We start from the raw sequence: 24,534 nt of genomic DNA, 5'->3' as shown, positions 1-24,534 counted from the left end.
CCCGGCGGGAGAGGGTAAAAGGGAGGGCAAAACGTATTTACACCCGGCTTCCCCACAAATCATATTCGTCGGCGTTTTCGACTTTCACGCGAAGGATATCACCCGGCTTAACGCTGGTTTCGCCGTTCAGATACACTGCGCCATCGATTTCCGGCGCATCCGCCATGCTGCGGCCAATCGCGCCTTCTTCGTCCACTTCATCGATAATGACCAGAATTTCGCGGCCCACTTTCTCCTGCAGACGTTCAGCAGAGATCTGCTGTTGCAGCTGCATGAAGCGGTTCCAGCGCTCTTCTTTGACCTCCTCCGGCACCTGATCGGCCAGTTCGTTCGCCGTGGCGCCATCGACCGGGCTGTATTTGAAGCAGCCGACGCGATCCAGGCGGGCTTCTTTCAGGAAGTCGAGCAGCATCTGGAAATCTTCTTCGGTTTCACCCGGGAAGCCCACGATAAAGGTTGAACGCAGGGTCAGGTCCGGGCAGATTTCACGCCACTGCTTAATGCGTGCCAGCTGACGGTCGACGGAGCCTGGACGCTTCATCAACTTCAGAATGCGCGGGCTGGCGTGCTGCAGCGGGATATCCAGGTAGGGCAGGATCTTGCCTTCCGCCATCAATGGGATGACGTCGTCAACGTGCGGATACGGGTATACGTAGTGCAGACGCGTCCAGATACCCAGTTTCGCAAGCTGCTCACACAGGCCGACCATGCTGGTTTTCACCGGCTCACCGTTGTGGAAGCCAGCGCGGTGCTTCACGTCCACACCGTACGCCGACGTATCCTGGGAGATAACCAGCAGCTCTTTTACGCCTGCGTCCGCCAGACGTTTGGCTTCTGCCAGCACTTCACCAATCGGGCGGCTGACCAGATCGCCACGCATAGACGGGATAATGCAGAAGGTGCAGCGATGGTTGCAACCTTCAGAAATTTTCAAATACGCATAATGGCGCGGCGTCAGCTTCACGCCCTGTTCAGGCACCAGGCTCAGGAACGGGTTGTGTTTTGGTTTTGGCACGTAGTGGTGAACGTGCTCCAGTACCTGCTCATAGCTGTGCGGCCCGGTGATTTCGAGCACTTTAGGGTGCACTTCACGGATTTGATCGACTTTTGCTCCCAGGCAACCGGTCACAATCACTTTGCCGTTTTCGGTCAGCGCTTCGCCGATGGCTTCCAGGGACTCCTGAACGGCGCTGTCGATAAAGCCACAGGTGTTTACAATCACCATGTCAGCGTTGTCGTAGCTTGGCACCACGTCATAGCCTTCGGTGCGAAGTTCGGTCAGGATGCGTTCAGAATCCACCAGGTTTTTAGGACAGCCCAGGGAGACGAAGCCGATTTTAGGCTGGTGCGTAACATTGCTCATAGGTTAAAAAATCATCATTTATCGAATTATCAGGCGCGATTTTACAGCGTTCCGTGGCGGATTTATAGACTCAAAACGCGGAAGGTCAGTTCTGGTGAAGTTGTTACATTGTAAAAAATGTTAAACAGTTATCTTTTATTGATCCCGGGCAGTAAATCGAACAAAAAATGAACATATTCTGAAGGGGCACAATCATTGACAGAGGGAGGTAAAAGTATGTCCGTTGACAGACTGAAACGCGATCTTCTGAATAAGTTGATCAACGCCCGAATCGATATTGCTGCCTATCTTCAGTTGAGAACAGCAAAAGGGTATATGTCAGTCAGCGAAAGCGAGCATCTGGGTCAAAACTGCCTGGGTCTGTGTAATGAAATGCGCGACAGAGCGCCGGTCCTGCGGCAACATTATGATGTCGACGAACGGCAGATCTTACGGCAGGCGGCTCTGGCACTGTCACAGGTGGCTGTCTGTATGATGACGGGACACCATGATTGCCCGACCTTTGTTGCAGTTGATGCCCGGAAACTTGAAAACTGTCTGACAACATTAACGCTTTGTATTATGTCTTTGAAAGAACACCACGCGCTCGGTCAGGCGTAAACACGGGGGAGGCAGCTCCCCCGTCTGCTTAAGCTTTTGTAAAAGTTGCCGCGCTTTGATTCGATCTGGCTAGTCTTTAAGCCATACGTCGAAAAAGGAGTGCGTTATGCGTCGATCTTCGCTTATCCCCCTGTCTCTGCTGTTTCTCTCGGGTTCGCTTGTGGCGGCACCTGCGCCGGTGAAGGTCGAAGTTTTGCAGACCAAACTGGATCATCCCTGGTCGCTGGCTTTTTTACCGGAAAATCAGGGGCTGCTTGTGACATTAAAAGGAGGCCAGCTCAGGCACTGGCAGGCAGGAAAAGGATTATCCGATCCGATAGTGGGTATTCCAAAAGTGTGGGATAGCGGGCAGGGAGGACTGTTTGATGTGGTCCTGGCGCCGGACTTTGAGCACTCACGACGTCTCTGGCTGAGTTATGCCGAAGTGGGAACTGACGGAAAAGCCGGTACGGCGGTGGGGTATGGTCGTCTGAGCGAGGATCTGTCGCGCATTGAATCCTTCCAGGTGGTGTTCCGCCAGATGCCCAAACTTTCGACCGGCAATCACTTTGGCGGACGGCTGGTGTTCGATGGCAAAGGGCATCTGTTCATTAGTCTTGGGGAGAACAATCAGCGCCCGACGGCGCAGGACCTTGATAAATTGCAGGGCAAGGTGGTACGACTGACCGACCAGGGCAAAATCCCCGCCGATAATCCCTTCGTTGATAAAGCCGGCGCCCGCCCGGAAATCTGGTCCTACGGCATACGCAATCCGCAAGGTATGGCAATGAACCCGTGGAGCGACACGCTCTGGCTGAACGAACATGGCCCGCGCGGGGGCGATGAAATCAACATCCCGGAAAAAGGCAAAAACTATGGCTGGCCGCTGGCTACCCACGGCATTAACTACAGCGGGCTGAAGATCCCTGAAGCGAAGGGGGAACATCACGAAGGCACCGAACCGCCGCTCTTTGTCTGGAAAGTCTCACCCGCCGTGAGCGGGATGGCGTTCTACAACAGCGACGTTTTCCCGCAATGGAAAAACAAACTGTTTATAGGCGCACTGAAAGAGAAAAGCGTGATTGTGCTTAACGTGAACGGCAATAAAGTGACCGAAGAGGGGCGCATTCTGGAAGACAAAGACCAGCGTATCCGTGACGTCCGCGTGGGGCCGGATGGCTATCTGTATGTGTTAACCGATGAATCGGACGGACAACTGTGGAAAGTCAGTCCGTCCGGATCGTGATTAGCTAACCGGGATCATCACCGTGCTGCGATAAGCGGGACGCTCGCTAAGTTGCTTCAGCCAGCGTTCCAGATGCGGGCGCGGTGCCCACGTGATGCCAAGATTGGTCAGGTTCCAGACAAAGGGGGCGACGGCAATATCACCCACGCCAAACTCTTTGCCGGAGAACCACGGCTGGCTGGCGAGCGTGCTGTCCATTAATTCGAAGAGCGATTCACAGGCATCCTGCGCGGCATGAATAGCGGGGTAATTGCGCTCGGCTTCCGGCGTTCTCGCCAGCCCCATCAGGATCACGCGATGGGAGGGAGAGAGCGTCTGGTTGGCCCAATCCATCCATTTTTCACCGCTGGCCCGCTCGGCCGGGCTATCAATCCACAGGCGGCTTTGACCATACTGCGCGGCCAGATAACGCACGATGGTATTCGATTCCCACAGCGTGAGATCGGTCTCGTCATCACGCAGCAGGGGGACCAGACCATTCGGGTTCATCGCCAGATACTCTGCGTCTTTATTGACCCCAAATTCGAGCCCGGCCATGATTTGGTTGTACGGAAGCTCAAGCTCTTCCAGCGTCCAGAGCACCTTTTTAACATTGGTTGAATTATTCCTGCCCCACAGCGTAATCATAATGACTCCTGAATCGTTCAGTTTATCTGTCTGGTAAATGAAACAAGGCGTTTTTGACATCGTGAGATAAAGCTAACAAATACGCAACAGATGATAAAAAAAACCGCTGAATCAAAGCGTATATGAATGTTATTGCGTAAACTTTAAAAACTTTACCTGGTATAGGTTTCTTTAATAGTTCTAGTGCGCTATTACTCATCGCTTGTTGCGACACGGTGATGTGACGTAATTATTTGAATGGACACTCGGGTGGCATTTATGACGCAAAAAACTTCCTCTCTGCGCAGCCTGGCGGCAGGCTCTGCGCTGCTTTTCCTTTTTGCCCCAACGCTCTACGCGGCCGAGCAGGCCGCGCCAGAAGCGCCGCCGGTTGATGCGCGCGCCTGGATTTTGATGGATTACGCCAGCGGCAAAGTGCTGGCGGAAGGCAATGCCGACGAACAGCTTGACCCCGCCAGTCTGACCAAAATTATGACCAGCTACGTGGTTGGTCAGGCATTAAAAGCCGGGAAAATTAAGCTCGATGATATGGTCACCATCGGTAAAGACGCCTGGGCGACGGGTAATCCCGCGCTGCGTGGCTCTTCCGTCATGTTCCTGAAACCGGGCGATCAGGTCTCGGTTTCCGACCTGAACAAAGGTGTTATCATTCAGTCCGGAAATGATGCGTGTATTGCCCTGGCCGATTATGTGGCAGGCAGTCAGGATTCATTTATCGGTTTGATGAATGGTTACGCGCAAAGGCTGGGATTAACCAAGACCACCTTCAAGACCGTACACGGGCTGGATGCGCCTGGGCAATTCAGTACCGCACGTGATATGGCGCTGTTGGGCAAAGCCCTTATCCATGACGTGCCGGACGAATACGCCATCCACAAAGAGAAAGAGTTCACCTTTAACAAGATACGCCAGCCAAACCGCAACCGTCTGTTGTGGAGCAGCAACATTAACGTGGACGGCATGAAAACCGGCACGACGGCAGGCGCGGGCTACAACCTGGTGGCTTCGGCGACGCAGGGTGATATGCGCCTGATTTCCGTTGTGCTGGGCACAAAAACCGACCGTATTCGGTTTAACGAATCAGAAAAATTACTCACCTGGGGCTTCCGTTTCTTTGAAACCGTGACGCCGATTAAGCCGGACGCCACCTTTGTGAGCCAGCGCGTCTGGTTTGGTGATAAGAGCGAAGTGAATCTGGGTGCAGGGGAAGCGGGCTCGGTGACCATTCCACGTGGTCAACTCAAAAACCTTAAAGCAAGCTATACCCTCACCGACCCACAGCTGACCGCGCCGCTGAAGAAAGGCCAGGTGGTTGGCTCGATCGACTTCCAGCTCAATGGCAAATCTATCGAACAGCGTCCGCTGATCGTGATGGAAGCGGTGGAAGAGGGCGGATTCTTCAGCCGGATGTGGGACTTCGTCTTAATGAAATTCCACGGCTGGTTCGGCGGGTGGTTCTCGTAGATAAACGCAAAACGGCAACTCAGTTGCCGTTTTTAGTGTTTTCTCCCTCTCCCCGTGGGAGAGGGCCGGGGTGAGGGCATCAGGCCTGCAAGAACGTCACCCGCTTCCTCAATACATCAGCTTAATCTGCTGCGCCTTCGCATGCGCGACCAGCTCTTCATCCGGGCGACAATCGCTAACAATCGCGTCGAAGCGGGCCAGCTCACCCATTCTGGCCGAACGCACCTTGCCAAACTTACTGTGATCGACCACCAGCACGTGGTATTGCGCCGCATTCATCGCCCAGTGCTTCACCGTTAACTCTTCAAGATTAAAGCAGGTCGCCCCCTGACGTACGCTGACGCCAGCCGCAGAGTAAAAGGCAATGTCGGGGCAAAGATTCGTCAAGGTATCCTGAAGATCTAACGGCTTAAAAATCGCATTACTGGCGTGGAACTCTCCGCCGCACAGAATCACCCGGCACTCGGGCTTTTCCTGAAGGGCAAGGAAGGTGTTCAGGGAGTAACAAACGGCGGTAAACGGCAGGGCATTATCAATGGCTTCGATTATCCACGGCGTCGTGGTTCCACAGTCAAAAAATAACGTCTGATGAGGCTGCACAAGCGAGGCTGCAAGGCGTGCCGCCTTGCGCTTTTCTTCGACCAGACGCGTTTTCTGATCGTTAATCAGATAGTGGCTGGCGCTGCGAGGCTCCAGAACAATATAGCCCCCCAGCAGGACCACAGGCCCCGGTTCACTGTTTAAATCCCGACGGATGGTCATCTCCGATACGCCAAGCAACGCGGCGGCTTCTTTGAGATGCAGCTTATCGCTGCGCTTTAGCGCCTGCAGCAGCTGTGCAATGCGGTCATCGCGTCGTGTTTCCATAGTTCCTCGGGATGAAAAAGTGAACGCCCGCAGGGCGGGCGTTCAAGTGTAACCTGTCGGACTGGGGTTAGTCACGTATCCAGCCTTTGCGGATAGGGAAGGCAAAGCAGATGCGATAGAGACGCTGAAGTGCCTGATAAAGCGGTGTTCCGCAGAGATTCCAGAGAATCTGCGCGCTCAGGCAGCCAATCATCCCCACCAGCAGGCCGCCCAGCATATCCAGCGGCCAGTGAACGCCCAGATACACCCTGGACCAGGCGATGGACGTCGCGATAGCCATCAACACCACGCCAGACCACAGGCGATGCCATAACAGGAAGGCCAGCGCAAAGGTGAAGATCACCGTACCGTGATCGCTCGGGAAGGAATCATCGGCGGAGTGATGGAGGAAGTTATAGCCGACGTGGTCCACAAACGGACGATCGTGCGGGAACAGGTGGCCCAGCGTCCACGAGGCCGTCATGCTGATAACCAGCGCCATCGCCACTTTGATCACCAGTTGGCGCTGGGCGCTCACCTGTTTACGTGGCCCCCACAGCCACAGGATCACCACCAGCGCTGGCACGATATTGATCAGATCCCTGGCAATGAAGGTGGCAACGTCGATCGTCCACTCTGGCGAAGCAGGGGTGGCATTAATCAGATAAAACAGTCCGTAATTGAGATTCTCTAACATATCCTCGTTACTCTTTTGCAAACCAGGCAGAGATGAGGCCGTAGGCCACTACCTGAGAAAACCACACCCACCAACCTGCCCACAGGTTATGTGAGAAAAAATGCGCGCCGCGCATCACCTGACCAAATCCCATTATCAGGCCCATCGCGACGCCGAGCGCCACGCAACCCCAGGCCAGACGAGGCCGCTCGCGCCAGAATCCAAAAAACAGCCCCATCAACATAAAGCCGCTGGAGGCGTGTCCGCCGGGAAAACACCGCCCGGGACCGCTGTCTGCGGGGGGGTGACCAAAAAGGGGCCACGAGACCGCTTTGCCCCCGTATTCCACCAGATCCCAGGGGCAGCTGTGATGGCTAATGCTTTTCAGTGTGCCCACGACCAGCGTCCCCAGACCCACCAGTAATGCGGTGGTGACCCAGCGCGCGTGACGACAAACGACCCCGTAAATCAGTGCCGATACGGCAAGCGCAATCGCGAGATATTTCGCCAGCCGGTGGTTCAGCAGATCCAGCAACGGGTTTTGTTGCAGGGGGAAGCGGTGCAGAGCAGCGTCATACCAGAAACCCGTAATCCAGCGATCGAAGGTTTCATCGCGGGAGATCCAGGTAAAGAGCACCGCCAGGAGCGCCAGCGTTAAAAGTTGATAACCATAAAAGCGAACAGGCAAACGGTAAAGCGGTTTTGTCTTAGTTGTCTGCGACTTAGATAATTCTGATGGGGTTACAGTCTGTGTCATAATTACGTTCTGTGACGTGTCATCCGGGTATCATAAGGGTGTCAACTTAAGGAAACCTTAAACGACAACGATATGTGCTTTATTTCTGTTTCTCCTCGATAATTCACTATCTCAGGCTGCGGCATTTCATTAAAATCACCGCGATTTTGACACTATAAAGAGACCGCATGTTAAACCGTTCTTCCTCGGGTCACCGTCTGGGTCGCCAGGCGTTACTTTTCCCTCTCTGTCTGGTGCTTTACGAGTTCTCTACCTATATCGGCAACGATATGATCCAGCCGGGTATGCTGGCGGTAGTAGAGCAGTACAACGCCGGTATTGAGTGGGTCCCTACCTCCATGACCGCCTATCTGGCGGGCGGCATGTTTTTACAGTGGCTACTGGGGCCGCTGTCGGATCGTATTGGCCGCCGCCCGGTGATGCTGACCGGCGTGGTCTGGTTTATCGTGACCTGTCTGGCGACGCTGCTGGCACAAAATATCGAACAATTTACCTTGCTGCGTTTTTTGCAGGGGGTGAGCCTGTGCTTTATCGGCGCGGTAGGGTATGCCGCGATTCAGGAGTCATTCGAAGAGGCGGTGTGCATTAAGATCACCGCGTTAATGGCTAACGTGGCGCTTATCGCTCCCCTGCTGGGACCGCTGGTGGGCGCAGCCTGGGTGCATGTTGCCCCGTGGGAAGGCATGTTTGTGCTGTTTGCCGTGCTTGCCGCCGTCTCATTTTTCGGCCTCCACCGCGCCATGCCTGAAACGGCGACCCGACTCGGCGAAAAACTCTCGCTTAAGGAGCTGGGTCGCGACTACAAAGAAGTGCTGAAAAATAGCCGTTTTGTGGCGGGCGCGCTGGCAACGGGGTTTGTCAGTTTGCCATTGCTGGCGTGGATTGCTCAGTCTCCGGTAATTATTATCAGCGGCGAGCAGCTCAGTAGCTATGAGTACGGCCTGCTGCAGGTGCCGATTTTCGGCGCGTTGATCGTGGGGAACCTTGTCCTTGCCCGGTTGACATCCCGCCGCAGCGTGCGCTCGCTGATCATCATGGGCGGCTGGCCGATTGCGGCAGGGCTGCTGGTGGCGGCGGTGGCTACGGTTGCCTCTTCCCACGCGTATCTGTGGATGACAGCGGGGCTGAGCATCTATGCGTTTGGTATCGGGATTGCCAACGCGGGGCTGGTGCGCCTGACGTTGTTCGCCAGTGAAATGAGTAAGGGCACGGTTTCGGCTGCCATGGGCATGTTGCAAATGCTGATTTTTACCGTTGGGATCGAGATCAGCAAACACGCCTACGCGTTCGGCGGTAACGGTTTGTTCAGCCTGTTTAATCTGATCAATGGCGTGCTGTGGGTAGGATTAATGGTGATTTTCCTGCGTGACAAACGTGTCGGCAGTGCGCTTCAGTAACGGTCAGGCCCGGTGCGACCGGGCCATATACGCTCAGCGAAACGGCGGCTCTTTATTTAGCACTTTCTCAATCACGTCCAGAACGCCCCCCTGATTATTGTGCGGGGCTTCAAAACGGGCTGCTGCTTTAATAGGGGGTTTCGCATTCGCCATGGCAAAGCTAAAGCCCGCCTGACGGAGCATCTCCACATCGTTACCGCTGTCGCCAAAGGCAACGACTTCACTGTCCTCAATGCCCCAGCGCTGCTGCAAAATGCGCAAGCCGTTCGCCTTATGCACGCCCGGTATAATCAAATCAATATTACCGTGACCCGTTGTGACGGGCACCATGATGTCGCCGAGCTCAGCATGGATTAACGCCTGGACTTCCGGAATAGCGTCATCCGGCAGGTTCAGCCCAAATTTAAAGAAAATATCGTTGAGGTGGTCGAAGCTCTCCACCATTTCCAGACGGTGATAATATTTTGCCGCCATGATTTTTAATGCGTCATCATACGCTTTAAGCGTGTAGGCGCTGCTTTTACCGCAGGCAATCACTTCGACGCCGGGCAGGGCGCAGAGAAAGCGTGCCACGGTATCAAATTGCGCCTGGGTCAGTTCCCCGTTAAAGACATCTTCCCCGGCGTTGACCACCCATCCACCGTTTTCCGCCACGAACGCGATTTCATGAGCGATCTCCGGGAAAAATGAGATCAGCTGGTAATACTGGTTCCCGCTGGCGACCACAAAACGGATCCCCTGGGCTTTCATGCGGGCGTACTGTTCCAGAAAGCGTTCCCGATGATAGGTTTTTTCATCGCTCAGGAAGGTGCCATCCATATCAACGGCGATTAATTTAACGCTCATATCCCTTCTCCATGGTTGAATGTTTCCCTTCCGGTTTGGCCACGGCTTTGGCCACCAGAGCGGCAATAATAATCAGCCCTAATACCACCAGCATGGCGCTGCGTAAGCCGTAATGTTCCCCCAGGAACCCGAGCAGAGGCGGGCCGACCAGGAAGGCGAGGTAGCCCGTTGTGGCGACGACGCTGACGCGCGTTGGGGCATCCGGGCCCGTATCGCCTGCGGCCGATATCGTCAGCGGGAAACCAAGGGATGCGCCCAGGCCCCAGAGGATAACCGAGACACCGGCAATCCAGTCCACATCGATGAAGATAATCATCGCGATGCCCAGTCCGCCCAGCAGGGCGCTGGCGCGCACGACCGCCACGCGGCTATATCGGTCGATAAACCAGCCGCCGGTAAAGCGGCCTACCGTCATACCCAGCGTAAAGCCCGCGTAGATAAGCGAGCCGGATGTTGGACTAAAACCATGTCCATCAACCATGAGCAGCGGCAGCCAGTCGTTGGCCGAGCCTTCTGCGAAGGCCATCGCCAGCACGACCACGCCAATCAGCATCAGCTGCATATCGCGATAGAAGGGCAGCCCCTTCTCGGCGGTGGTGTGCTCTTCCGCCGTGTTTTTACCCGTGCCATCCGGTATCGCACGAATGCCGGTTAAGACAGGAATGATACAGACCAGCGCCGCCAGTAAAATATGCAGATTCGCGGCCAGGCCTAACGCAGTCAGCGCCATCCCTACGCCTGCGCCCGCCAGGGTGCCGAGGCTGTAAAAGCCGTGCATCATAGGCAGAACGGTTTTGTTCATCTCTTTTTCAACCGCCGCGCCTTCAACGTTGATCGCCACTTCTGCCGCGCCAAAGCTTCCGCCAAACACCGTCAGCCCGAGCGCAAAGATCACTGGCGAAGCCAGCCATAAGGCCAGGCTTAAAATCAGCATGCCAAACACCGCACAGCACATGGTGGTGCGGATCACTTTCCGTGTGCCAAAGCGCTTTACCAGCCAGGCAGAGCACAAAATCCCGCTCATCGATCCTATCGACAGGCCAAACAGCACAATGCCCATCTCGGCGGTCGAGACCGATAAAATATCGCGGATCGCGGGCGTACGCGTAGCCCAGGAGGCCATTAACAGCCCGGGAATAAAGAAGAACATAAAGAGCGCCCACATACGCAGCTGCAGGGCCTTACGAGAAGCGGTCAACGTCATCAGGGAAACACCAGAAGAACAATAATAGCGACAACACTAGCAAGTTTGTGTACATTTGTACACAAATGAGCTGAGGATTTTATGAACAGACGACCGAACGATCCGCAACGGCGGGAGAGGATACTTCAGGCGACGCTGGATACCATTGCAGAGCACGGTATCAACGCGGTGACGCACCGCAAAATCGCCACCTGCGCCGGGGTACCGCTGGGCTCCATGACCTATTATTTTGACGGCATGGAATCCCTGCTGGAGGAGGCGTTCGTCTGGTTCACGCAGCAAATGTCCTGCCAGTATCGTGATTACTTCGCGGGTGTCTCCGACCCGGAGATGGCCTGTGAAGCCATCGCGACCCTGATTTACAGTTCAGAAGTGACAACCCCGCGCAACATGGAGCTGATGTATCAGCTTTATGCCTCGATGAATCGCAGTACGGCTTTAAAAACCGTTATGCAGGACTGGATGAAGACCAGCCAGACCACGCTTGAACAGTGGTTCGACCCCGTCACCACCCGGGCGCTGGATGCTTTTATCGAAGGCATGACGCTGCATTTTGTCACCGACAGGCAGCCGCTGACGCGCGATGAGATCGTGCGAATGGTATGGCGAATTGCGGGTATTCAACGAGACAATGAAGAGTGCTGAGGCTTCATGAATTATGTCTGACCTGAAAAGAAAATTGCTTTAAGGTATCGTGAGTGAAGTCGTAAAGGAGTCGTACGAGGAGCGGCTGCATACGCATGAGTTGTGGTACAGTTGGATCACTTAAGCATCAGGAGCAGACTGGACAAAATGACCTATGCTTCATCATTGTCAACGATATAACATATTCTTTCAGGAAGCGTAAGGATGCCAGGGCAACACGTTTACCGTAACACCCATATCGATAATATTAAAGGTTTGCTTATTCTCCTTGCAGTTCTGGGACATGTAGTGGAACCTCTGACAGGCCCTCAGCCCTACCTGTATAAGTTTTATGCTTTCATATACATTTTTCATATGCCGGCTTTTTTATTTTTATCGGGATACCTTTCTAAAGGTGGAGAACATTTTAATCCCGGTAAGATAACTGTTCAATTAATCGTGCCATTTATAGTTTTTAATAGTATTTATGAGCTAGCGTTCTACATTCAGAATGATGAAGTATCGAATTATGTTAAGGGTATTGCGCCAAACTGGATATTGTGGTTTTTAGCCAGCCTGATATTCATGCGCATGATCTCACCTGCGATTATGAAGTTGAAGTATCCTGTTCTTTTTACAGTGATAATTGCTATTACCGCTTCTGCTTTCTCCTATAATGGTTTCATGTTAAATGCGTCGAGAACCTTTGTATTTATGCCATTTTATATTGCGGGTTGTGTGCTTTATAAGAAAACACAGGGTAATCAGTCTTTTACCGCACCACCTGCCAGTCTTTTAATGGCAATGCCATTTCTGATTTTTTGCTATGTCATAGCGGATCGTCTAAACCTCGTTGCTCTTTACGGTAGCATTCCCCTTGCCGCAACGGGAATGAGTTTATCAGACATTATCAGCACGCGATTACTTTACTTTGTATTGACTGCACTCGCTATTGCGAGCGTGTGTGTAGTTGCTTCGGGGTTTAGCTGGTTACGGTGCTTTGGTAAGCAGTCTTTATATATTTACTTATGGCATGGATTGGTCGTCAAATATTTAATTTGGCCCCATCTTACTTTTGTAAGTAGCCATATTATTGCTCAGGTTCTTACGTTTATCTTGCTGGCACTGTCGTTGACCCTTTTATTGTCCCGTGATGTTGTTGCACACTTTACCCAAAAACTCTTACTGCCTGTAGTGCGACTACTGAGGAAAAAGACAGCGTAACCAGCCGCTGATTTTGATAATCACAAAGTTCCGGTTGTGGCACATGAAATCTGTTCTGCCTACTGCATATCCGTAATGGGATAATCATGCAGGTGACCAGATTTTCAACAAGCAGAGTTTATGGTTAACGCAATGCGTGGGTGTTGTCCGTGAGTGGTAGAGAGAAGGATGAATTTCAGGCAACAAAAAACCCATTTATGTAAATGTGTTAGTGCAAACAGCGGCTTGCTGGATTATCAATGAGTTAAGTTGGTGGTGAGGAGTGGCGATTAGTTGCAATGCCAACCGCTGCCGCCACTTAGCTCATCGAGACTTATTTTAAACGCCATGGGCCTTTCTCTTCGACTTGCTCCACAGTTCCTTCTGACTCAAGTTCGCGGAGAAGGGCTACTACCCAGTATTGTTGCTGCGTACTTGGAGCTTTAGGGTAATCTCCCCAGTCGAGACCGCAGAGACGAAATACCTCTGCTTGCTTAACTCCCTTACCATCTCTGCGTCCATCTGGGTGCTTTGCCAAAGCAGAAAGAGCCAGTTCTTTTGCTTTGGTACGAAGCTCAACCCCCTGTTTATGTAGCTCATTCACAATCATACTCCCTGATAATCAAGACCGTTCTAATGATATTCCGCTAATGTCATGCGCGCACGTAAGCAACATCTAAGGAAGATTAAACCATGGTTGCCAAGGGGTTCAAGCGCAGTGCCGATTCCAAGTGATCAGGTGCCAGGTGGGCATAGCGCATGGTCATTATTATATTGTGATGGCCCAGAATTTCCTGGGGCGAAAGGATGTTCGCGCCAGACATCATAAAGTGTGCTGCAAATGTATGGCGTAGGACGTGGGTAAGCTGTTCGCGTGGAAGTACGTTCGAGATTTTCTCCATCACAGATAGAAACTGGAAGTAGCAGTCAGTAAAGAACTTGAAGCCGTCAGGGCAATGATTTCCTCGTGAAACTCTTTGTGATTGAAATACTGCGGTTATTTTGCCTTTAGTCCTGACGAACGTTATTCGATATATAGTGTCCTGAGAGCGCGTGAGGTCCACTGCTTCGCGCCAGCGTGGTCCGGTACTCCGGCGATTTAAACGATCAAAGCGAGCAGGGCATCCTCATCTACAGCATCTGATCCCCGATTGCTGATGGCCGGATTTGCATGCACGCGATTAAGTGGAAAATGGTTCGTAATGTTATTGATGTTCAGGAGGCGACAGCCGACCAGGGCGCTCGCGCCTCTTGGACTCGTTGCAATAATTGCCCCCTGTTGAAAAAACGTACCAAACAGGGGACGAACTACCGGGCAGCGAAGAACCTGCAGCGCTGCCGGACTTCAAAAACATGAGCAAAAAAGAACTTCGTGAGCTGACGGCAAGGCTGCGGCTGGTTAAACCGAAGCGCCGAAAAGGCTACAAACAGGAAATCACGGAACACCAACGGCTGCAGCTCGATGCGGAGCTGCGCCTGTTCTATCGTAATGAGCGACTCCAAGAGGATGACAAATGGGGTCAGTGTTACTGACAGCTCAAAGAAATGGCATATCTATTAATCAAAGAGTTAGCTAAGTAAAAAACTATTTCAGCTTTAAAATCATATGATGCGCTGTATATAAAACAGTAATATTAGGAGGGAGTTGTGAACGATTTGTTTATGGAGTCACTTGCACTGCAACGGATAGAACTTATGGCCCGGCTGGTTGCCAGCTCAGAATGTAGCAATGATGACAAGGAGGTGGCGATTTCGTGGCTGTCGGAGCTGACGAGCGATCTAGTTACCAGTTTGAATGAATACCGAGTTGGGCAGGACGAGAGTACGCATTAGCTATCTCCCTCTAAGCAGCATCTTAAATAACTGTGTGTTATAGCTGGATTTTTATACATTTTGTTGTGCTTAACACTTTTAGACGTTATTCTTTACGGACTGAATTTACGATTTTGGGGAGATAGAGGCGGCCCCCCGAAAGCTGATACCGCCTAGTTGGTAACTTCGTCGTTTGACTGGAACTCCAACCGTGCCGGCTGTGAGGTCGGCTCTACTTTTTAGGCTTAGGTAATTCATAAGTCAGATTCACATCTCTAGTCATAATATCTCTCGGACCTTTCGATCTATCAAAGAAAAGCCAAATATTGAACTTCCGTTCTGACGGCCACGTATCATACTTTAGTGAGTCCCAGCCTAGATACGATGCAACCCTATCTGAGACGGCAAGTTTTATTTCTGATGTAGCTTTGCCTTGATAAGCACACATCACTGCACCTAACAAAAAATCGGCTATTTGAATGTGTTCTGAAGACTTTGAGTCTTTTGTTACAACACTCTTGATAATATCTTTTCGTCCAAATTTCCTCGCTAAGGTGTGATTTGTGATTACTTCGAACTCTTCATCGGCTTTTTTATAGCGAGAAGGTAGAGGGTCAACCTCAACTCGAAACTCACACTCTCGGTTCGGGTGAGCCTTGATGACGTTTCCGATTTTGGTTTCAATCAATTTGCCAAAATGCTTGCGCATAGCAAGATCGTAATCACCGCCATGAAAGGATTTTTCAACCTTAGATTTTTCAACAATGATGCAATGAAAGGCCAACCATTTGTGTTTAAAGAAGGTCTCTAGTAAATCATGATAGAAGGCTGCATTGCGCTTTGAACTAGCTTTTTGCCATTTAATCTCATCATTACAACTGTGCTTTTCCCTTAGCTCACGAATGATGCGCACGAAGTCTCCACGCCTCTGATACTTCATCCATAGGCTGCCAAATCCATAAAATCGCTGACCATCTATACCTGATTCATCACAGGCAACATGCCATATCAGCTTTCCCGGATCATTCGCTTCCATGTTTTTCCTTAATGACTAAAGGTGAGATTTGAGATTATGATTTAATCACATCAGTAAGTGGTTGATAAGGATCACTTTTAATTTCTCTCAGGCTAGATTGCTTATCAATTCCTTGAGATTCTTGGGCGTCGGTGTGACCTGCGGCTAGTTGGGCTAGGAAGTTCCGCACAAAATGTGCATTTTTGCGCATGGTTTTGCATGATCACAATTGGATCTGTAATACGCATACCCAGCAGTGTTGGCGGGCTATTCCTCGGTTCATGCGGTGCATGAAAACCACTAGATAAAGCGGGCAGGCGTGGCGGGATACGAGCGCGGGCTCAGGCATTTACTATCAGAATTGAAGCAATTTATAGCCAAGAAATCGTTAACAGCTATAATGCGTAAATCAATTATTATTTCATCCAGTTTATTATTATGAATAGAGGGTTATATGTATAACGTGGTGTTAGATACTAATATTTTACATGAGGAAGGGCTTAACTCAGCTGGTATGGGGGTTGTTAACCGACTGGTAAATAATGGCATCGTTAATCTTCATATTCCAGAATTAGTAATTAAAGAATTTTCTACAAAAAAAACAGATGGGATTACTGAATCTCTTTCAAAAGCATCTAGTATATTAAAAAGCATGGATAGAGATATAAGAGCTACAGAAAAAACATTATCTCATGAAGTGGAAGGGATTAAGATAAATATTGATGAGCTATCGACTGACATTAAAAGCAGAGTCGATGGTGTCATGCAAAAATGGATAAATGAAAACAAAGTAAACATTCTTCCTTTGAAAGACGAGTATACTACCCCTGTTTTTGAAAATTATTTTGTCGGTGGAGGGGTTTTTAGATCGAAGAAAGAAAGAGGGGACTTACCCGATGCCTTTATTAATCTGAGTATTACGGAATTACATAGCTCTTTGGGACGATTGGTAATTATAATAAAAGATGGTGTTTTTAAAAAGTCCTTATTGCGTAATGAAGATTTCGTTATACTAGATAGTTTGCAGGATTTATTTGAGTTGCCTGATATCAAATCTTCTATCGAGAACTTAGATGTAACATCTTTTGTTTCCTCTCAAGCTTACTCTCAGGCAATGCAACGGTTGTTGCAAGCTAAACCGGGTTACTTTGAAAGTATCTACGTCGAGCCATTAGAAGGTAGAGAATTAATAGCTGACTGGATCTGCCATGTTGATGCTGAGGTTGATGATTTTAGTCAAATTGAAAATATAACCATCAGTCGTGTACATAAAATTTCTGACCAGCATTTTGCAGCGAAAATTTCATTTCAAATGGATGCGGGTATCTCATATGTAACAGACTATGGTGAGGTCCTAAAAATTGAGAGGGATAAGGAAAGAACTGCCGAGTGTTGGAGCATGAATGGTGAGGGCATGTGTGATGTGACTGAGAATGCGCGGTTAGAGTTTTATGGAGATTTGAATATATTCTTCGAGGTATCAATAGAATCATTAGAACAGGGCGAAATCGATTCTTATTTCGAAAGGGATGCTATTAGAATGACTATTGATATAAATGACGCGGGTGTTATCAAGCTACTATAAACGTAGAAGAGGCGCTTTGCGCGCCTCAATATTAATTTATTTTATACTCGTTGAAAGAAATGATGTCACTATCTAGCCAGTTGTTTAATTCCCCAAATCTTTTTGTAGTGGGATTAATTCATTTCTTACAAACACATTAGCCGCCTTCTCTACATCCCCAAACCTCCCAACATTACTCGGCATGATCCTCATCATCTGAGGCGGAACGCGGTGCGCTGCCATCATGTCGTCCCGGCTCACATTCTTGATGTTCAGAAATTCATCTTTAGCCGCTACCTCTGACAGCGGGATGATCTGAATCCCGTCCTTTTTGCCATTAGGCGAGTACATAAATAGGTTGCGGAAGTTGCCCGGACCTTTGGCGCTTTTCATGGCTTGGCGGATATTGTTCACATCCTCCTGGTTCTGTGCGGCGTCGGTCAGCCGCGCTGCTGCGTAACCGCCAGCACCGGATCGAGGAGTTAAAACGTGAGAACGACGATTTACGCCGCTGGGCTGACACTCCTTTGCCTGCTGACATTATCCGGCTGCGGGAGCGTACGGCCCTCGCCGGAGGTGCAGCTTACCGTCAATGGCTGTCCCAGAGTGACGCCGTGCAGCCTGAACCCATCAGCGCCGCGCACTTACGGCGACCTGAACGCGATACTGGATGATACCGAGGCCGCATGGGCGGTCTGTGCTGACAAAGTGGACACGATAGTGGCGTGCCAGGAGCGAAACAGTGAACAAGCCGTAGTCCTTACGCAGCGCCCTGAATAAGGCGGTACCCTATGTGCGCGATAACCCGGACAAGCTGCATCTTTTCGTGGATAACGGTTCCCTGGTGGCAACCGGCGCGCGGTCCATGTCATGGGGATACCGCTACACCCTGAACGTGGTGATCGAGGATTTCAGCGGCGACCAGAACCTGCTGATGGCCCCGGTGCTGCTGTGGCTGAAAGCCAATCAAACGGACGCCATCAACAACCCGGACCTGCGTGAAAAACTGCTTACCTTTGAGGTGGATATTCTGCGCAACGACGTGTGTGATATCAGCCTGAACCTTCAACTGACGGAGCGCGTGCTGGTCAACACAGACGGCGGTATTTCAACAGTTGAGGCTGAGCCGGAACCCGACGAGCCAGAAGAAATGTGGACGGTGAAACGTGGATAATTTGCATAAGGTGGACAAGTGGCTGGCGGCTCTACTGGCGAATCTGGAGCCTGCCGCACGTCAGCGCATGATGCGGGAACTGGCACAAGAGTTGCGCCGGAATCAGCAGAACAATATCCGGCTGCAGCGCAACCCTGACGGCAGCGGATACGAGCCGCGAAAGGTCACTGCGCGGACTAAAAAGGGGCGTATCAAACGGCAGATGTTTGCGAAGCTGCGCACCACTAAATACCTGAAAACTGCCGCCAGCGTGGATTCTGCCAGCGTGCAGTTTGCAGGGAAGGTGCAGCGTATTGCGCGGGTGCATCATTACGGCTTACGTGATCGCGTAAGCCGTAGTGGGCCAGTGGTACGATATGCTGAGCGGCGGTTGCTGGGATTGAACTCAGAAACCAATGATCTGGCAAAAACTATTTTCCTGAAATTATTGCAGGTTTAGTTGTTAAATGATTACTTAGGTGCTGTATTTATTAGTTTATCAATTCTAGCAATATGACTTTTCGTGGCGTTAGGGCATGTTTTTAAAACCTTTAGCCACATTTTATCTCTTGGTTCATACATAAATTCCTTGTCTTTCTCTAAGGTCGAAATTAAACCGTCGACTTCATTTTTATTGAGCCATTTTTGCGTGTTTTTAAATGTTTCCCATGTGGCCCAACATGTACCTATGTTTGATGGAGAAGACCAGCGCATAATGCCAATGACATGCCTCATTTTTCTATCAAAGTTTTTCGTACCTTTTTCTGGGCTTATTCTTATTATATTTGCAAAAGGCATTGCAGCGTGGTTGAAATCCCAAACTCCATTTGTATCAATGCACATATTTACTACGGCAGTATGAAATTCTGATCGACTCAATTCGTTAGGGTACCCGTGCTTATTGCATAAGACTATGACAACATCAACTAAGGCATCAAACTCACGGTAAGGAATGATGTTGTCAGGTGAAAGCAACTCCCCTCCGAATTGAATATATAGTATGGGTTTCTTTAAAATATCGATGATAGCTTTTACCAAAGCGTTGCTTGCATCCTTTTGCGGAAAGTTACCTTCAAGCTCAGTTTTTTTGAAACGTTTACCTTTAGTTACTACTTTCATTATAGGGTGTAGTTTAGGTAGAATGTTTTCGTATTCTAAATTAAAGCGCTGAGGAGAGTCCTTAAAGTCTTGGAACTCGGAAGCTAGGTCAGCTAAGAATTCTTCGATACTTGCTTTAATAAGGTGTATATTCTTGGATTTAAAAAGATATTTTGTTTCTTCAAAGGTCTTTTCATCAGCATCAGGATGTATGACCATGAATGCTGGCGGATTGTTCCCGTGTAGGTGAGCAAGAGCTTCTTCATATAAAAAACCGATATTTGGATCGGTGAGACTATAACCGATAAAGATTGGGGACATCTCGGAGAATAGAGTATAGATCTTACGGCTTAAGTAAGTATCTTCACGTTGAAATGAAAAATATTGGCTTTGGGTTATAACTATGGAGTTAGGCTTTCCTACATCACCATGTATTTTAAATATATTCCTACCTCTGGATGAAACTTTAGGATAAGGATCTTTTCGAATTATTTTATTAGGCATGTGATCGAAGATTTCTTCTAAGACTTCATCCCAATTAGTTGTCACAATCGTATTTGGTGAGAAAAGTTTGAATCTTTTCAGCCATCGAGGCTCTTTATGTTTTGATTTTAAGTCGGTGATTGATTTTGCAACTAAAGAGTTGAACTCGTATTCATCAATGTCTGATTCACTTAATGCATAGCTTAAAAGTAATTCAGCGGCACGTAATGGCTGAGTAACATTTAACTCAAGGGGGTATTTTATTTTATCTGAAACATCCTCCAGAACCTTTCCCCATGTTGGATATCCAAAGTTATAAGAAAACCCGGAGCCAATCCATAAAAAATAACTCTTAGAGAAAACAGAAGACAACAATGATTTTTTTTGTTCCTGGGGTAATTGCGCTAAACAGCTCATAAGTGTCCTTCCAAAAATATTAGATGCTCATCTTGTGTGGGTGACCATACATATATCTTTAATATCACCTTAGCTACCTTTAGGCAATGATTTCCATATGAACGCACAACTCACAGAAATCATGCGCCTTATCTCCAACCTGATCCGCACCGGCACCGTGACCGAAGTGGACCGGAAAAACTGGTTGTGCCGGGTAAAGGTGGGCGAACTTGAAACCAACTGGATTAACTGGCTTACGCTGCGTGCCGGTGGTGCGCGCACATGGTGGTGCCCGTCGCTGGATGAGCAGGTGGTGGTCCTGAGCATGGGCGGTAATCTCGAAACGGCATTTGCACTGCCCGCTATTTATTCCAGCGAGTTTTCACCGCCGTCGGATTCCGTGGACGGCTGCGTGACGCAGTACCCGGACGGCGGCTGGTTTGAGTACGAACCCGCCACCGGGCGCTGGCATGTCAAAGGTATCAAATCCATGGTGATCGAGGCGGCGGAAAATATCACCCTCAAAACCTCGGAGTTTGTGGTGGAGGCCGACAACACGAGCATCAACAGCGAGGTGGTGATCAACGGCGCAGTCACCCAGGGCGGCGGGGCGATGAGTTCCAACGGGATCGTGGTGGATGACCGTGGTGCGTATACCGGCGTGATTGCCAGCTGGCTGCATACCCGTGAACCGAAGAAGAAAGAGACGACGAAGGTGAAGCGACGCTGCAAGAAAACCGCCGCGCCCAAAGCGCCGGAGGAAAAGCAGGGTGATTATCTGGTAGGTACCGATGAAAAAATGCTGGTCCTGAGCCGGACCTATGCCAACCGGGGCAACGCGGAACGGGCGGCAAAGATGCAGTGGTAGCGCCTGCAGCGCGGGGTAGCATCGTTCTCCCTGCAGCTCGCAGAAGTCCGGGCCGATCTCTACACCGAAATGCCGTTAAGGGTCAGGGGCTTTAAGCAGCCGATTGATGATGCGGAGTGGACCATCACCACGCTGACGCATACGGTGAACCCGGACAGTGGATTTACCACCAGTCTGGATCTCGAAGTGAAAGTTGATGAGTTCGAAATTGAATGATTAGTTCAAGATTGAGAACAATGATGTATCATTATTGCGAACTGGTTAAAAGTGAGGGCTGAACGAAATGATGAATTGTCCGATGTGCGGTCAGGCCGCGCATACACGCAGTAGCTTTCAGGTTTCCAGTGAAACCAAAGAACGATAAAACCAGTGCACCAATATCGAATTCGGGCATACGTTCGTGACGCATGAAACGTTTGTCCGTTCTGTATGCCGTCCGCAAAAAATTAGCGCCGCACCACCTCACCCCAAAGGTATGCAGGAACAATTTGCTTACTGACTCTGACCCGCCGCTGGCGGGTTTTTACTGCTTTAATTCAGCGAATGGGATATGCAGTCAGTTACTCTTTTTGGTTCTTACTAGCATGAACCGTTTGCAAAAAATCAGCAGCCAACTAGTCCGTAGGTAGTAAACCGAGGAAGGCTGAGTTCCCATGACATGGTTGGATTGAATTTATGATCATGCAGATAGAAGAAATCTAGAGTGTCATCTTTTTCGCGATAACGTAATTTTGCAACTCCTACTGGTACTTGACGCCATCCGATAGCAGTGCATAGCGTTATTGATGCAGTTCCTTTATCGGTTAGCTTACCAATGATATGGAATGTTATTTTATCTAAATCCATAACATGACTTTGGCAGTTGATAATCTCACCTTCAAGTCTACCTGCGTTATCTACGGTGTTAATTCGTATGTCCAGCGATGGCTCAGGAAATCCATGGTTAACTCCAAGGTTATTCCAACTTTTACCTTTTAGAATTTGTGCATATCTTTCCCTACGTAATCTTTTTGCCTCTTTCCACTGTGGGATTAATGTTAAAAGTGTGGGCAGCCCCAAAACAATACTCAAAATTCCTACAATGATTCCAACGATTGTTACTGAGTCACTAAATGATAAGGACACGCTCTTTCTCGCTCTCTGTCGCCACTTTGTCGCCATTGCAGGGCGATAGGGCTAGTAAGTGATTATTTTATCGAGAGTAATCTAACAGGCAACAAAAAACCCATCAACCTTGAACCAAAACGGCGGGGTTGATGGGCTCCACAAATTGGGGGACATCAAAGAAAAGCAGTGGCAATAGTTATGACTGCACCCTGCGAGAAAAGTTCTGCGCAAAGCGAAAATAATTTCGACTGTGCGCAGTGCAGGCGTTATCCGAGTCCGGGCCAGATGATGATAATCAGCGTACCGGCGAGCGTCAGCAGGACGTTGGCGATAGCGTAGGTGCCCGCGTAGCCCAGCGCCGGGATGTTGCTGCGGGCCGTATCGCTGATGATTTCCATGGCGGGGGCGCAGGTGCGCGCACCCATCATGGCGCCGAACAGCAAGGCGCGGTTCATGCGCAAAACGTAAGCGCCGAACAGGAAACAAATCACCACGGGGACCAGGCTGACAACCAGACCGGCGACCAGCATCTGCCATCCCACCGCGCCCAGGCTGTGTCCGATGCCGCTGCCCGCGCTCAGGCCCACGCCCGCCATAAAGACCATCAGGCCAAACTCTTTCACCATGTTCAGCGCCCCTTGCGGGATATAGCCGAACGTCGGGTGGTTGGCGCGCAGGAAGCCGAGCATGATCCCGGCGAACAGCAGCCCGGCGGCGTTACCAATACCAAAGCTAAAGTTACTGAACTGGAAGGTGATCATGCCGATCATCAGGCCGACAATAAAGAAGGCGCAGAAGGCGAGCAGGTCGGTGACCTGGCTGTGGATAGAGATAAAGCCGATACGGTCGGCCACGGTTTTCACGCGGCGGGCATCACCGCTCACCTGTAACACGTCGCCTTTATTGAGTACCACGTTATCGTCGATAGGCATCTCAATCTGGCTGCGGATCACGCGGTTGAGGAAACAGCCGTGATCGGTCAGCTTCAGCTGAGCCAGACGGCGGCCCACGGCGTTATGGTTTTTCACCACAATCTCTTCAGTCACGATACGCATGTCGAGCAGGTCGCGGTCGAAAACCTCTTTCCCGTTACGGAAGCTCGGGTCAAGACGGGCATGCGCATCCGGGTAGCCGACCAGGGCGATATCATCGCCCATCTGCAGCACCGCGTCGCCGTCGGGGTTCGCCAGAATGCCGTTACGGCGAATACGCTCGATATAGCAGCCGGTCTGGCGATAGATCCCCAGCTCGCGCAGGTTCTTGCCATCGGCCCAGGCGACCAGCTCCTGGCCCACGCGATAAGCGCGAATGACCGGTAAATAGACTTTACGTTTTGAATCGGTATCCAGCCCGCGCTCACGGGCGATTTGCTGGGCGCTGGTCTGTAAATCCTGATGCTGCAACTTTGGCAGATAGCGTGCGCCGACGATTAAGCTTACCAGCCCAATCAGGTAGGTCAGGGCATAACCCAGGCTCAGATGGTCCAGCGCCAGGGAGAGCTGGCTGCCCTCCATACCGGAGTGGCGTAAGGTGTCTCCGGCGCCAACCAATACCGGCGTAGAGGTCATCGAGCCTGCAAGCATCCCCGCCGTTAACCCGATATCCCAGCCAAACATTTTGCCCAGGCCTAAGGCCAGCAACATCGCACTGCCGACCATCACCAGCGCCAGCATCAGATAATTTTTGCCGTCACGGAAGAAAATCGAAAAAAAGTTCGGCCCCGCTTCCACGCCCACGCAAAAAATAAACAGCATAAAACCTAAGTTGAGCGCATCCGTGTTAATGCTGAAATGCTGCTGACCTAATAATAATGAGACGACTAAAACGCCAATAGAATTACCAAGTTGAACTGAACCCAGGCGCAATTTGCCAAGACAAAGGCCCAATGCCAGTACCACAAATAATAACAGGATGTAATTCCCATTTAACAAGTCTGCGACGTTTATATTCACGGAGGCTAACTTCTTGTTTACCAGTAAGTTGTTGAATGAACGGACTATTTGGGCTACTGTTTTGGAATGAGAAAGAGGATGTCATCATTTCTTACCCTCTGATTGAATTCCATAAAACAATAGCAGGCAGCTAGTTTAATCGTATTACATATCAACGGCTACTCATTATCGCATTATCGTATGCGGGGTTTGGCAAGGATTGCCACGCGGCTTTATCTGACTGGGCGTCCACTGGACGAGTGTGTATTCGATAG

At 50.3% G+C, this 24,534-nt stretch carries 22 protein-coding genes and 7 pseudogenes; 15 read left to right on the top strand and 14 right to left on the bottom strand.

The window, feature by feature from the left end:
• Positions 1 to 37: 37 nt before the first annotated feature.
• Positions 38 to 1,363, bottom strand: coding sequence for a 30S ribosomal protein S12 methylthiotransferase RimO (gene rimO / locus LZP96_RS02920; protein WP_064325462.1), 1,326 nt, complete (start codon positions 1,361 to 1,363; stop codon positions 38 to 40).
• A 216-nt stretch (positions 1,364 to 1,579) separates the two neighbouring features.
• Here rimO and bssR point away from each other — a divergent pair, with 216 nt between their 5' ends.
• Positions 1,580 to 1,963, top strand: coding sequence for a biofilm formation regulator BssR (gene bssR, locus LZP96_RS02915; protein ID WP_064325463.1), 384 nt, complete (start codon positions 1,580 to 1,582; stop codon positions 1,961 to 1,963).
• A gap of 106 nt (positions 1,964 to 2,069) precedes the next feature.
• Complete coding sequence (locus tag LZP96_RS02910; RefSeq protein WP_064325464.1) at positions 2,070 to 3,188, top strand: PQQ-dependent sugar dehydrogenase; 1,119 nt, start codon at positions 2,070 to 2,072, stop codon at positions 3,186 to 3,188.
• Here LZP96_RS02910 and LZP96_RS02905 read toward each other — a convergent pair whose 3' ends face one another.
• On the bottom strand, positions 3,189 to 3,815 hold the full coding sequence (locus LZP96_RS02905) for a glutathione S-transferase family protein (protein WP_064325465.1): 627 nt from the start codon (positions 3,813 to 3,815) through the stop codon (positions 3,189 to 3,191). It abuts the gene before it with no gap.
• Between the two features lie 258 nt (positions 3,816 to 4,073).
• Between LZP96_RS02905 and dacC the strand changes: the two genes are divergently transcribed.
• Positions 4,074 to 5,279, top strand: coding sequence for a serine-type D-Ala-D-Ala carboxypeptidase (dacC, locus tag LZP96_RS02900; RefSeq protein ID WP_064325466.1), 1,206 nt, complete (start codon positions 4,074 to 4,076; stop codon positions 5,277 to 5,279).
• A gap of 108 nt (positions 5,280 to 5,387) precedes the next feature.
• On the opposite strand, the gene deoR is transcribed toward dacC, so the two are convergent.
• The 3 genes from deoR to LZP96_RS02885 form a co-directional block, all read right to left on the bottom strand.
• Positions 5,388 to 6,146, bottom strand: a complete 759-nt coding sequence (deoR, locus tag LZP96_RS02895; RefSeq protein ID WP_064325467.1) for a DNA-binding transcriptional repressor DeoR — start codon at positions 6,144 to 6,146, stop codon at positions 5,388 to 5,390.
• 67 nt (positions 6,147 to 6,213) lie between these two features.
• The gene (gene ybjG, locus LZP96_RS02890; protein ID WP_064325468.1) at positions 6,214 to 6,822 is read right to left on the bottom strand and encodes an undecaprenyl-diphosphate phosphatase; all 609 of its coding nucleotides are present in this window, start codon (positions 6,820 to 6,822) and stop codon (positions 6,214 to 6,216) included.
• 7 nt (positions 6,823 to 6,829) lie between these two features.
• Entirely contained in the window at positions 6,830 to 7,558 is a 729-nt protein-coding gene (locus tag LZP96_RS02885) for a phosphatase PAP2 family protein (protein WP_064325469.1), read from the bottom strand.
• A gap of 167 nt (positions 7,559 to 7,725) precedes the next feature.
• Between LZP96_RS02885 and LZP96_RS02880 the strand changes: the two genes are divergently transcribed.
• Positions 7,726 to 8,955, top strand: coding sequence for an MFS transporter (locus LZP96_RS02880; RefSeq protein WP_064325470.1), 1,230 nt, complete (start codon positions 7,726 to 7,728; stop codon positions 8,953 to 8,955).
• A 33-nt stretch (positions 8,956 to 8,988) separates the two neighbouring features.
• On the opposite strand, the gene LZP96_RS02875 is transcribed toward LZP96_RS02880, so the two are convergent.
• Positions 8,989 to 9,801: a Cof-type HAD-IIB family hydrolase gene (locus LZP96_RS02875; RefSeq protein ID WP_064325471.1), complete on the bottom strand. Its 813-nt coding sequence runs from the start codon at positions 9,799 to 9,801 to the stop codon at positions 8,989 to 8,991.
• Complete coding sequence (locus LZP96_RS02870; protein WP_064325472.1) at positions 9,791 to 11,005, bottom strand: MFS transporter; 1,215 nt, start codon at positions 11,003 to 11,005, stop codon at positions 9,791 to 9,793. Before LZP96_RS02870 ends, LZP96_RS02875 begins: the two co-directional genes overlap by 11 nt.
• An 81-nt stretch (positions 11,006 to 11,086) precedes the next feature.
• Between LZP96_RS02870 and LZP96_RS02865 the strand changes: the two genes are divergently transcribed.
• Both LZP96_RS02865 and LZP96_RS02860 read left to right on the top strand, forming a co-directional pair.
• Positions 11,087 to 11,650, top strand: coding sequence for a TetR/AcrR family transcriptional regulator (locus LZP96_RS02865; protein WP_064325473.1), 564 nt, complete (start codon positions 11,087 to 11,089; stop codon positions 11,648 to 11,650).
• Between the two features lie 204 nt (positions 11,651 to 11,854).
• Positions 11,855 to 12,853: an acyltransferase family protein gene (locus tag LZP96_RS02860; protein ID WP_258925683.1), complete on the top strand. Its 999-nt coding sequence runs from the start codon at positions 11,855 to 11,857 to the stop codon at positions 12,851 to 12,853.
• Positions 12,854 to 13,166: 313 nt separating this feature from the next.
• On the opposite strand, the gene LZP96_RS02855 is transcribed toward LZP96_RS02860, so the two are convergent.
• Positions 13,167 to 13,442, bottom strand: a complete 276-nt coding sequence (locus LZP96_RS02855) for a hypothetical protein (protein ID WP_232462959.1) — start codon at positions 13,440 to 13,442, stop codon at positions 13,167 to 13,169.
• 76 nt (positions 13,443 to 13,518) lie between these two features.
• Positions 13,519 to 13,923, bottom strand: a pseudogene (locus LZP96_RS02850) (tyrosine-type recombinase/integrase); the annotation flags it as partial.
• On the opposite strand from LZP96_RS02850, the pseudogene LZP96_RS24185 reads away from it, so the two are divergent.
• A pseudogene (locus LZP96_RS24185) lies at positions 13,911 to 14,365 on the top strand (replication endonuclease); the annotation flags it as partial. The pseudogenes LZP96_RS02850 and LZP96_RS24185 overlap by 13 nt on opposite strands.
• Before the next feature lie 511 nt (positions 14,366 to 14,876).
• Here the strand turns inward: LZP96_RS24185 and LZP96_RS02840 are convergent.
• Positions 14,877 to 15,680 (bottom strand): DUF3800 domain-containing protein, encoded by an 804-nt coding sequence (locus LZP96_RS02840; RefSeq protein ID WP_064325479.1) that lies wholly within the window; start codon positions 15,678 to 15,680, stop codon positions 14,877 to 14,879.
• 433 nt (positions 15,681 to 16,113) lie between these two features.
• Here LZP96_RS02840 and LZP96_RS02835 point away from each other — a divergent pair, with 433 nt between their 5' ends.
• Entirely contained in the window at positions 16,114 to 17,244 is a 1,131-nt protein-coding gene (locus LZP96_RS02835; protein ID WP_064325480.1) for a PIN domain-containing protein, read from the top strand.
• 31 nt (positions 17,245 to 17,275) lie between these two features.
• On the opposite strand, the pseudogene LZP96_RS02830 reads toward LZP96_RS02835, so the two are convergent.
• Positions 17,276 to 17,667: pseudogene (locus LZP96_RS02830) on the bottom strand (phage portal protein); the annotation flags it as partial.
• On the opposite strand from LZP96_RS02830, the pseudogene LZP96_RS02825 reads away from it, so the two are divergent.
• The 4 genes and pseudogenes from LZP96_RS02825 to LZP96_RS02810 form a co-directional block, all read left to right on the top strand.
• Positions 17,652 to 17,786: pseudogene (locus LZP96_RS02825) on the top strand (Rz-like lysis system protein LysB); the annotation flags it as partial. The pseudogenes LZP96_RS02830 and LZP96_RS02825 overlap by 16 nt on opposite strands.
• Positions 17,725 to 18,003 (top strand): Rz1-like lysis system protein LysC, encoded by a 279-nt coding sequence (lysC, locus tag LZP96_RS02820; RefSeq protein ID WP_232462976.1) that lies wholly within the window; start codon positions 17,725 to 17,727, stop codon positions 18,001 to 18,003. The pseudogene LZP96_RS02825 and the gene lysC, both read left to right, overlap by 62 nt.
• The gene (locus tag LZP96_RS02815) at positions 17,996 to 18,397 is read left to right on the top strand and encodes a phage tail protein (protein ID WP_232462977.1); all 402 of its coding nucleotides are present in this window, start codon (positions 17,996 to 17,998) and stop codon (positions 18,395 to 18,397) included. Before lysC ends, LZP96_RS02815 begins: the two co-directional genes overlap by 8 nt.
• Complete coding sequence (locus LZP96_RS02810; protein ID WP_064325481.1) at positions 18,390 to 18,836, top strand: phage virion morphogenesis protein; 447 nt, start codon at positions 18,390 to 18,392, stop codon at positions 18,834 to 18,836. The genes LZP96_RS02815 and LZP96_RS02810 overlap by 8 nt, the downstream gene beginning before the upstream one ends.
• Positions 18,837 to 18,847: 11 nt before the next feature.
• Here the strand turns inward: LZP96_RS02810 and LZP96_RS02805 are convergent, their stop codons facing one another.
• On the bottom strand, positions 18,848 to 20,374 hold the full coding sequence (locus LZP96_RS02805) for an SIR2 family protein (protein ID WP_064325482.1): 1,527 nt from the start codon (positions 20,372 to 20,374) through the stop codon (positions 18,848 to 18,850).
• A 97-nt stretch (positions 20,375 to 20,471) separates the two neighbouring features.
• On the opposite strand from LZP96_RS02805, the pseudogene LZP96_RS02800 reads away from it, so the two are divergent.
• The 3 pseudogenes from LZP96_RS02800 to LZP96_RS02790 all read left to right on the top strand — a co-directional run.
• A pseudogene (locus tag LZP96_RS02800) lies at positions 20,472 to 21,017 on the top strand (phage baseplate assembly protein V); the annotation flags it as partial.
• Positions 20,991 to 21,437: pseudogene (locus LZP96_RS24180) on the top strand (phage late control D family protein); the annotation flags it as partial. The pseudogenes LZP96_RS02800 and LZP96_RS24180, both read left to right, overlap by 27 nt.
• Positions 21,438 to 21,504: 67 nt before the next feature.
• Positions 21,505 to 21,720, top strand: a pseudogene (locus LZP96_RS02790) (ogr/Delta-like zinc finger family protein).
• Between the two features lie 104 nt (positions 21,721 to 21,824).
• On the opposite strand, the gene LZP96_RS02785 reads toward LZP96_RS02790, so the two are convergent.
• Together LZP96_RS02785 and LZP96_RS02780 are read right to left on the bottom strand one after the other, a co-directional pair.
• A complete protein-coding gene (locus LZP96_RS02785; RefSeq protein ID WP_157685351.1) occupies positions 21,825 to 22,346 on the bottom strand; it encodes a hypothetical protein in 522 nt (173 codons plus the stop codon).
• 248 nt (positions 22,347 to 22,594) lie between these two features.
• Positions 22,595 to 24,280 carry an aspartate:alanine antiporter gene (locus LZP96_RS02780; protein WP_064325483.1) on the bottom strand — a complete coding sequence of 562 codons (1,686 nt, stop codon included), beginning with the start codon at positions 24,278 to 24,280 and terminating at the stop codon, positions 22,595 to 22,597.
• Positions 24,281 to 24,534: the final 254 nt, after the last annotated feature.

The sequence above is a fragment of the Huaxiibacter chinensis genome, from assembly GCF_022171985.1.
GTDB classification, from domain to species: Bacteria; Pseudomonadota; Gammaproteobacteria; order Enterobacterales; family Enterobacteriaceae; genus Enterobacter; species Enterobacter chinensis_A.
The sequence above is the reverse complement of the archived record's forward strand: the minus strand, read 5'-3'. Positions and strand labels throughout refer to the sequence as shown.